The sequence below is a fragment of the Microcystis sp. LE18-22.4A genome, assembly GCF_027531105.1.
GTDB lineage: Bacteria > Cyanobacteriota > Cyanobacteriia > Cyanobacteriales > Microcystaceae > Microcystis > Microcystis aeruginosa.
The window spans coordinates 1-8465 of the sequence record NZ_JAPZRB010000202.1 but is presented as its reverse complement, the minus strand read 5'-3'; the positions used below and the strand labels follow the sequence as shown (position 1 = coordinate 8465).

The 8465-nt window shown below is 45.0% G+C and carries 8 protein-coding genes and 2 pseudogenes; 7 read left to right on the top strand and 3 right to left on the bottom strand.

The window, feature by feature from the left end:
- Positions 1 to 158: 158 nt before the first annotated feature.
- A complete protein-coding gene (locus tag O9295_RS08955; protein WP_288032712.1) occupies positions 159 to 794 on the top strand; it encodes a zinc-binding dehydrogenase in 636 nt (211 codons plus the stop codon).
- 617 nt (positions 795 to 1411) lie between these two features.
- Here O9295_RS08955 and O9295_RS08950 read toward each other — a convergent pair.
- Together O9295_RS08950 and O9295_RS08945 are read right to left on the bottom strand one after the other, a co-directional pair.
- Positions 1412 to 2293, bottom strand: a complete 882-nt coding sequence (locus tag O9295_RS08950; protein ID WP_288032711.1) for a tetratricopeptide repeat protein — start codon at positions 2291 to 2293, stop codon at positions 1412 to 1414.
- A gap of 34 nt (positions 2294 to 2327) precedes the next feature.
- Positions 2328 to 2474: a hypothetical protein gene (locus tag O9295_RS08945; protein WP_002797944.1), complete on the bottom strand. Its 147-nt coding sequence runs from the start codon at positions 2472 to 2474 to the stop codon at positions 2328 to 2330.
- Here O9295_RS08945 and O9295_RS08940 point away from each other — a divergent pair.
- Together O9295_RS08940 and O9295_RS08935 are read left to right on the top strand one after the other, a co-directional pair.
- The gene (locus O9295_RS08940) at positions 2416 to 3894 is read left to right on the top strand and encodes an efflux RND transporter periplasmic adaptor subunit (RefSeq protein WP_288032710.1); all 1479 of its coding nucleotides are present in this window, start codon (positions 2416 to 2418) and stop codon (positions 3892 to 3894) included. The genes O9295_RS08945 and O9295_RS08940 overlap by 59 nt on opposite strands.
- A gap of 225 nt (positions 3895 to 4119) precedes the next feature.
- Positions 4120 to 5337 carry an ABC transporter permease gene (locus tag O9295_RS08935; RefSeq protein WP_288032709.1) on the top strand — a complete coding sequence of 406 codons (1218 nt, stop codon included), beginning with the start codon at positions 4120 to 4122 and terminating at the stop codon, positions 5335 to 5337.
- Positions 5338 to 5397: 60 nt separating this feature from the next.
- Here the strand turns inward: O9295_RS08935 and O9295_RS08930 are convergent, their stop codons facing one another.
- Positions 5398 to 5829 (bottom strand): NUDIX domain-containing protein, encoded by a 432-nt coding sequence (locus tag O9295_RS08930; protein ID WP_288032708.1) that lies wholly within the window; start codon positions 5827 to 5829, stop codon positions 5398 to 5400.
- A gap of 129 nt (positions 5830 to 5958) precedes the next feature.
- On the opposite strand from O9295_RS08930, the gene O9295_RS08925 reads away from it, so the two are divergent.
- The 4 genes and pseudogenes from O9295_RS08925 to O9295_RS08915 all read left to right on the top strand — a co-directional run bounded on the left by O9295_RS08925 (position 5959) and on the right by O9295_RS08915 (position 7909).
- Complete coding sequence (locus O9295_RS08925; protein ID WP_288032706.1) at positions 5959 to 6888, top strand: NAD(P)H-dependent glycerol-3-phosphate dehydrogenase; 930 nt, start codon at positions 5959 to 5961, stop codon at positions 6886 to 6888.
- A 235-nt stretch (positions 6889 to 7123) separates the two neighbouring features.
- A pseudogene (locus O9295_RS27795) lies at positions 7124 to 7312 on the top strand (IS4/Tn5 family transposase DNA-binding protein); the annotation flags it as partial.
- Between the two features lie 3 nt (positions 7313 to 7315).
- A pseudogene (locus O9295_RS27790) lies at positions 7316 to 7471 on the top strand (IS4 family transposase); the annotation flags it as partial.
- A gap of 165 nt (positions 7472 to 7636) precedes the next feature.
- Entirely contained in the window at positions 7637 to 7909 is a 273-nt protein-coding gene (locus O9295_RS08915) for a lipopolysaccharide assembly protein LapA domain-containing protein (RefSeq protein WP_002788612.1), read from the top strand.
- The last annotated feature ends 556 nt before the right edge of the window (positions 7910 to 8465 follow it).

The following is an 8465-nucleotide window of genomic DNA, read 5'->3' as shown; positions in this document are numbered from 1 at the left end:
CCAAGCTTTTCTGGTCGGAACCCCCTAAGCCGAGTTTTCAAGGTGCTGCGCCGTCCACTTGGTTTTCGAGACTGGCCTTTTAATTCTAACGTAAAGCCAACCTAGAACGGCGGGGTTTCAGACCCAAAATTTCCGATGAAGTAGCGGCATCGGTTTTGTTGCAGGGACTGACTGCGTTGTTTCTCTCCCATGAGACTTTCCCTCTCAATCAACAACATACAGCGCTGATTCATGCCGCCGCTGGTGGAGTGGGTTTTCTGCTGGTTCAAATGGCAAAGTTGCGGGGAGCGAGGGTGATTGGTACTGTTTCTTCGGCAGCCAAGGCTCTGCTGGCGTTTCAGGCTGGCGCTGACAAGGTAATTCGATACGACCGCGAGAGTTTTGTCGATGGGGTGATGGATTTCACGGCGGGTCAAGGGGTTGACGTGGTGTATGATTCGGTGGGTCTCAGAACTTTTGAAGATAGCCTAAAAGCCTTGAAAAATCGCGGTTTGCTGGTTGCTTGTGGGCAAGCTAGTGGAGAAGTGCCGCCGGTAGCCTTGAATCGTCTGCTGGGGTGTCGCGCTTCTGAGCGAGGCTCTTTTTATTTGACTCGCCCGGTCATTCGCCATTATATTTCGGATCCCATGGCTTTGAACCAACAGGCATCTTTACTTTTTGACTATTTGAGCTTAGGAAAGATTCAGCCTCCCTGTTATCAAATCTATTCTTTAGAGCAAGCAAAAGAAGCCCATTACGCCTTAGAAAGTCGGCAGGTTACAGGAAAGTTACTACTGAAGAGTCAAGCAATGTGATACTAAATCCCGTTGTGATCCCCCACTTTTGTCTATGTTGTTGACATTTGAGTTGTGGACAATTGGAAGCACAATAAGTGATGTATAGCGTTTCTCACACCTGTGTAGCAGTGTAGCGGGAGCATCTCACCTTTGTAACCCCTAAACCAGGTTTTTATGTCAAGCTATTTTGAAAGCCTTGCTAGAAACCAGTTTTATGGATAAGTATAATTACTCACTTGCATAAATGAGATGCTCCCAGTGTAGTGTGTAGCACACTTAAACCTTTGCTGATTAAGCTTTTCAACGGCGATAATGTACCTCTTGCGAACAGGAAACGCTATATATCGATCTTCTGGGACTTTTGGAAATCCCTAACCGAATCTAGGTTCTGAAACCCTTGGTTGACAAGTGATCGCTAACTTTTTTTCTAATAAAAACTCAAACTTCGGGTTTCTGTTAGTTAGCACTGGCTTGAAGGCTTACCCCATAAGAGAGCTAGAGTTTAGAGACTGTAAGACTTTTGCCAGACTCCCTCCAAGAGCGATATAGCCAACCTAAATGAGTTGTGAAAAGGCATCAAATCTTTTCAAGTTAGGAAATTTGAAAAGATTAATTAGAACCACTTACTTATCAGCTTAATTTTCTTCCTCCACTTCCGGGGTTGGTTGTGGTAAACGAGCGATAAAATCTTTCATTTTAGGATGATTAAACATTTTCTCCGTGTCTTGCAGAAGACGTTGACCCCAGAGATTTTCCTCTAAAAATTTTAGACTGACATAACGACTATCGCTAGTGAGAGCGGCCTGAGCTAATTTGATGCCCTCCTCAGTTTTTCCTTGACTATAAATAGCCACCGCAATAGCTAACTGAGGTTCCAGCTGTTTAGGATCGATTTTCAAAGCGGCGCGCCAATCTTTAAGAGCGGCTTCCTTATCACCCTGTTCGTATTTAACTAAACCAATATTATTAATAGCGGGCCAAAAATCTTTATCTTGATTAACAGCCTTTTCGTAAGCTGCAATCGCCGCAGGATATTGTTCTAACTTGAGATAGGAATTACCGAGATCAAAAAGAGCGGGGGAGATATCGGGTTTCATTTGCAAACCCGCTTCAATCTGGGCAATAGCAGACTTGTAATCTTGATTCTGAAAATAGGCACTACCGAGGGAAAATTTAATATTAGCGTGGGCATCGGCGGGAGCAAGGGACAAAGATTGATTTAATGCCTCGATACCGAGTTGCACCTGATCGTCTTGCAGATATAAACTACCGAGAATAAACCAAGTTTGATAGAGATGGGGGGCTAACTGCACCGCTAACTTAGCCCGTCCGAGGGCCGCATCGGTACGGCGAAAACGAGCTAATTGGATGGCATCTTCGGCCATTTCAATTCCCGCTTGTTCCATCTGTTCTAACTCCGGTTCGATGGCGTAGGGGAGTAGCGCTTGGGAAAAAGCCAGCGGGCTGCCAGCGACGAAAAAAACGAGCAAAGAAATGATTAATTGAAGTTTTGGCACAGTTTACCCCCGCGATAGGCCTTTTTAAATCAGTCTATCTCGCTTGGGAGTTGTTGGCTAACGAAACAACAAAGGCAACTCTAGAGACGTTAGTATATAACCAATTAACTTTTGGCTCATCGATGGCAACAACCGTGTTGGGAAAATCAAATCGCCCCCTATTTTGGATATTCGGACTCATGGCTAGTGGTTTTCTGGCGGTGGGAGTGGTTTCTTATCGCTTGCTGCAAACACCTCCTCCTAGCCTAGAATTGGCGAAAATGACCGTTCCTGCTCAACGGGAAACCCTCGCTGTGGAAATTAAAGCTAGTGGTAGGGTGGAACCAATCCAAAGTGTCAACATTAGCCCGAAAAACCCCGGCCGATTAGTGCGATTATTGGTGGATCAGGGCATGATTGTTAAAAGGGGACAAACCCTCGCTGTCATGGATAATTTAGAGGTGTATGCCCGGGGAATGCAGTCAGAAGCGCATCTACGGGAAGCTCTAGCCAATCTGGAACAGGCTAAACGCAGCATTCCCGAAGATATCCGGCAATTACAAGCCCGATTTTATCAGGCCCAGGCCAGTTATAAGCAATTAGAAGCCCGTTTAGCTCAGGCCAAAGAAAGAATTCCGAAAGATTTAGACCAGCTGCAAGCTCAGGTACAAGCAGCCCAATCCCGTTTTCGACTAGCAGAAAATCGGGTTAAACGCAATGAAAATTTAGTCCGGGAAGGAGCGATCGCCCAAGACCAATTTGATGCCGTCCTCAATGAATATCTCAACGCTAAAGCCAATTTAGACGAATCGATCCGCCGTTTGGAACAAGCAGATAAAACCGCTTCCCCAGAAGTGGCCGGAATTGAGCAGGAAATGATCCGAGCGGCAGCAGCGATTGCAGAAGCGAAATTTGCCCTCGAACAACGCCAAAAAACCCAAGAAACCGAGCTTGCTCGACTAGAATCATCTGTAGCGGCCGCCAGGGCCGATTTAGAGCAAATCAAGATTCAATACCGCGATACAGTCATTACTGCTCCCTTTGATGGCATCGTCACCCAAAAATACGCCACCGAGGGTTCTTTTGTCACTCCCACCACTTCGGCCTCCAGTACCGCTTCCGCCACTTCCACCTCGATTATCGCCCTGGCATCGGGATTGGAAGTGATTGCTAAAGTGCCGGAAGTAGATGTGGGTTTGTTGCAGCGCGGCCAACCAGTGCGCATTGTCGCCGATGCTTTTCCTGAAGAAGTCTTTGAAGGTCGAGTTATTCTCGTGGCTCCCGAAGCGATTATCGAGGATAATGTTACTTCTTTTGAAGTGAGAATCGGTCTGGTGACGGGACGGGACAAACTCAAATCGAAAATGAATGTGGATGTAACTTTTGTCGGCCAGCAGTTAGATAATGCCCTCGTCGTGCCGACTGTCGCCATTGTCACCCGGGAAGGCAAGTCAGGGGTTTTAGTTCCCGATGCCGAAAATAAACCCAGTTTTCAACCCGTTTCGATCGGTTTGGTCTTAGACGATAAAACCCAAATTTTATCAGGTTTGGAAGCTGGAGAAAAGGTCTTTATCGATCTCCCCGAAGGAGCCGAAGATACCTCGAAAACTAATCAAAAATAATCAAAAATCTCAATAATTTTTCTTAACAAATATCTCCAAATTGTCTTTTTTCTGATCGGACAGGAGTCAGGATTCAGGATTCAGGAGACAGGATTCAGGAGACAGGATTCAGGAGACAGGATTCAGGGGACAGGATTCAGGGACAGGAGATTATTTTATTTATTCTCCCCACACCCCACACCCCACACCCCACACCCCACACCCCACACCCCACTGATAACTGATATGTTGATCATCGAAAGTTTAAAAATGGCCGTCTCCACCCTAGGGGCCAATAAAGTGCGTAGCGGCCTGACTATGTTAGGGATTATCATCGGTAACGCTTCAGTAGTGGCCATGATCGGTATTGGCCAAGGGGCGCAAACCTTAGCCAATGACCAGTTTGCTAACTTGGGACCCAATACCATTTTTGTGGTGCCGGGGTCGCGACAAGCACGCAATACCACCGTTAATTTACCGAAAACCCTAGTTTTAGCCGATGCTCAGGCGATCGCCGAACAGGTTCCCACCGTCGCTGAAGTCGCCCCGGAAATAAACGCTCGTTTCCTGATTTCCCATCGTAATCGCAACATGACGGCTCTAGTCACGGGAAGCACCCCAGAATACGCTTCTGTCCGCAATTTTACCCTAGAAAAAGGTCGTTTTATCAATAATATCGATCTAGCCCGCAACAAACGGGTAACAGTGATCGGCACGGAAGTGGCAGCGCAACTTTTTCCCACCCAAAATCCCCTTGGTCAACAGCTGCGGATCAAAAATCTCAGTTTTGAGGTGATCGGGATTTTAGAGGCGAAAGGCTCCTTTTTTGGCAATAATCAGGATGAAATGCTGATTATTCCCCTTAGCACCATGAACTCGCAACTGGTGGGCAAAACCGGACCCTACGGTGTCGAGTTGAGTTGGATTAGTCTCACCGCGCGATCGGGGTCGGAAATCCGCGCCGCTAAGTTCCAAATCCAGAATCTCCTGCGTTTACGCCATAAAATCGTCGCTGAGGATGATTTTCGCGTCGAAACTGCTAAACAGATGATCGAAATCTTCGCCACGATTACCCAGGGTCTCACCCTACTTTTGGCTTTAATCGCCGGTATTTCCCTGATTGTCGGTGGTATCGGGGTAATGAATATTATGCTCGTTTCGGTTTCGGAAAGAACCGGGGAAATCGGACTAAGAAAAGCGATCGGAGCCAGAGAACAGGATATTCTCTTACAATTTCTGATTGAATCAACTCTCGTTTCCATCGCCGGCGGTGCGCTTGGTATTCTCGTCGGTGCAGGAGCGATCGTTCTCGTCTCCAGTTTCTCTCCCCTGGCCGCCACTGTTTCCGCCACCGCCGTCGCCCTGTCTTTGAGCGTTTCCACGGGTATTGGTCTCTTTTTCGGCGTTTTTCCCGCCTATCGTGCCTCTAAATTGGAGCCGATTGTCGCCCTCAGAAGTGTCTAATTTTTTAAGGTTTTTCGGGGACGTTTTTGGCAAGGATTGCTTTTATGGCTAGTTTGGGGTCTAATGTCTGGGACGAATTTTATAATCCCGATAACGACGATAATCATTGAGAATGCGATCGTGATCAAAGCATAAAGGTTGGGGGAATTCCCAGAGATGAAAAATCCCGACTTTTTTGGCATCATCGGCAGCGATCGGTTGGCCTTTTGCCGTGGCGATAAAAACGATACTAATGGTGTGTTGACGTGGATCGCGGTTAGGATCGGAATAGACGTGAAATTGCTCGATTAACTGCACCTGCAAGCTGATTTCCTCGTAAGCTTCCCGAATTGCCGCCGTTTCCACTGATTCACCGTAGTCCACGAATCCCCCCGGAATTGCCCAGCCAAAGGGCGGATTTTTTCTCTCAATTAGTACGATCGGACGGTGGGGCGAGTCGATCAGTTCGATGATAATATCAACAGTGGGGGCAGGATTGCGATAGTTTGTCATTTTTTTCAGTTATCAGTGAACAGTTATCAGTAATCGGTGAATAATTTCATTTAAGACTCATAACCTTGAAATCGAATCATTTCTAACCAGTCACTGATCAGGGATCACTAATAAGGAGGGGAATAAAAGTTGTTAGAAAATGCCAAGAAAATTACGGTTATAGGTGGGGGAATTTGGGGACAAACTCTCGCTAATTTGGCTAGACTTAATCACTTAGCTGTTAGGGTTTGGTCGCGTCATACTGGGGAAGATTTAGGGGCTATTATAGCAGATACTGAGGTAATTATTTCAGCAGTTTCGATTAAAGGAGTTGTTCCAACGATCGAAAAATTACAGCAATTACAATTAAATTCTCGCATAATTATCGTCACCGCTACTAAAGGATTAGAGCCAATCACCACTCGTACCCCTTTTCATCTGTGGAATCAAGCTTTTCCCGCTAATCCCCTTGTGGTTCTTTCCGGTCCCAATTTAGCTAAAGAAATTAATCAAGGTTTACCCGCTGCCACGGTGGTAGCAAGTTATCTGCAAAAAGCAGCAATATTGTTACAAAAATTATTATCTGGGGAATCTTTTCGGGTTTATCTTAATAGCGATCCCTTGGGGACTGAGTTAGGTGGCACTCTCAAAAATGTCATGGCGATCGCTTCTGGGGTTTGTGATGGTTTACAGTTAGGTACTAATGCCAAATCTGCCCTGTTAACTCGCGCTTTACCGGAAATAGTTCGGGTGGGAACTTGTCTAGGAGGTTGTCAAGAAACTTTCTTCGGTTTATCGGGTTTAGGGGATTTATTAGCCACCTGTAATAGTCCTTTATCTCGCAATTATCAAGTGGGTTATCAATTAGCTTTAGGTTTATCTTTGCCTGAGATTTTAGGGAAGTTAGAGGGAACTGCCGAGGGAATAAATACCACAGAAGTTTTGATGAGAATTGCCCAAGAAAAAAATTTATATGTACCGATTACCTGCCAAGTTGATCGTCTTTTGCGCGGGGAAATTTCTCCCCAAGTTGCCGTTTATGAATTGATGCGTCGGGATTTAAAAGCAGAATTTGATTGAGAGACAAGAGATTTTTCAGTGATCAGTAATCAGTGGGGGGTTGGGGAGTGGGGAGATGATGCCAAGTCATACCATTTTTCAAAAATAATGGCAGAGATAGTTAATTGCCCTCACCCCCCTTCCTAATCCATTAGTCAGATCTTTCTTAACAAAAAGAGAAGAAACTTAAAAAAAGGGGAACCGATTGATAGGTATAGTTTTGAAAGAAGGAATCAAGGTGGAGGTGAGCAAAAAAATGGAGAAATGGGCAGCCCAAGAATTACAGTATGCAGACCTAGGGGACACGAGAAGAAAGAAAAGGTTAATCAGTATCGTGGAAAACTTGGCCAGCCAACTTAGTACAAGCGTACGACATTCCTCGGCAAATCTAGCCGCCGTCAGTGCCACATCTGATTTTGGGAATTCACCCTATTTTCAACCTTCAGTGGTGAGAATGATTGCTTCTCTTGGGGTTTTTTTAGGTAGAAAAGGCGACGGTGAACCTAGTGTTAAAACTATTTGGTTAGGACTGGGAAGGTTACATGATATCAGCCAGACTTGGAAACTATCTGATCAAATTATTTTCCCCATAGAACCCCCTTGAGCAATCTTGCACACTTTTCTCTTTTTGTCAAATTTTATGTTAAGAAAGATGTGACTAATGGATAGGAGGGCCACGAATAAAGAAAAATGGTATTAATAGGGAGCTAACTGCGAAATTAGCCTACAAAACCTGAAAAAATCTCCCACAAACATGGCGAGGACAAGCATGAATACAATTAGTAATTTTTTAGCTAGTGCTATTGTCGGCGGCTGGATTATGACCATGGCAGTTTTTGCTATTCAAAATATCCAACCAGTTTCTTTAAAGTTTCTACAATTTGAGTCAATTAAAGTACCTATCGGTGTTTTATTGGCTTTTTCTTTGGGAATTGGATTTTTTATGGCCGCATTTATCCCCGCTTTTTTGAGAAAGTCGAAAAAATCTCCTCGCAGTCGCTTTCCTCCCCCACAACCGGGGTTAGACGAGTTTGATTTTTAGATAGGGTTTGCGGCAAAAAGTTTGTTGGTGGGGTTAGGAGTCAGTAGCCGGTCGTTTCAGGCTTTGTTGCCCTCTCTTTTTGTACCAGTTTATGTACTACAAGAAGGATAATGCAAGGTTTTTGAGTGTCCCAATCCGATTTTCGCAGCATGAACATCGGATTTTAACAGGTCAAAAGCCTCATTTTAAAAGGGTTTTACCATTATTCAGCAAGCCCTAGTTAGTAAAAGTATAGTCAAATATAGACAGACTGAATTCCATTTCAGAAATTCCTTTCACTTTTACTTCGAGAGATTGATTCTCCTTGGGTGAACTACGCACCTCTCTATCCCATAGCGGTTAAACGCATTTGGGAATGCTTTTCGTAAAATATTGTAGGAACCCATGACATCAGATTGAACCAGAATCCCCTTATTGGGACTTAAACGCCAAATAAAGATCAAATCGAGTATAATCGTTAAAGAGTAAGCACTTTACGTTGAAAGAGCAGCGATGAAAGAGACAACCCCAGCCGCGATGCCCCCATGCTTTGACCGATGGTGTCGGCGGTTTGACA